This is a genomic window from Acinetobacter sp. S4400-12 (assembly GCF_024129495.1).
Lineage (GTDB): Bacteria > Pseudomonadota > Gammaproteobacteria > Pseudomonadales > Moraxellaceae > Acinetobacter > Acinetobacter lwoffii_C.
Window position 1 is genome coordinate 1 of the sequence record NZ_JAMXYB010000119.1, and the last position, 329, is coordinate 329.

Annotated in this window: 1 protein-coding gene; it reads left to right on the forward strand. The window is 49.2% G+C overall.

Annotated features, from left to right (window positions below):
* Positions 1-329: thioredoxin family protein (locus NI461_RS14165; protein ID WP_253157905.1), on the forward strand; the 329-nt coding region annotated here is incomplete at both ends.

Consider the following 329-nt stretch of genomic DNA (forward strand, 5'->3'; position numbering starts at 1 on the left):
CAGTCTGACTTCGATGTCTTTGTCTCTTTAAGCTGCCATAACTGTCCGGATGTGGTGCAGGCACTCAACCTGATTGCCATCTATAACCCGGGTACCACTGCCACCATGATTGATGGAGCCTTCTTCCAGGATGAAGTGGAAGAGCGCAAAATTATGGCAGTGCCGATGGTCTTCCAGGACAACAATCATATCGGTCAGGGTCGTATGACGCTGGAAGAAATCATTGCCAAACTGGATAGCAATGCAGCAGCCAAAGATGCAGAAAAACTGAATGCCAAACAAGCCTTTGATGTACTGGTGATTGGTGGAGGACCTGCGGGGAATACCGC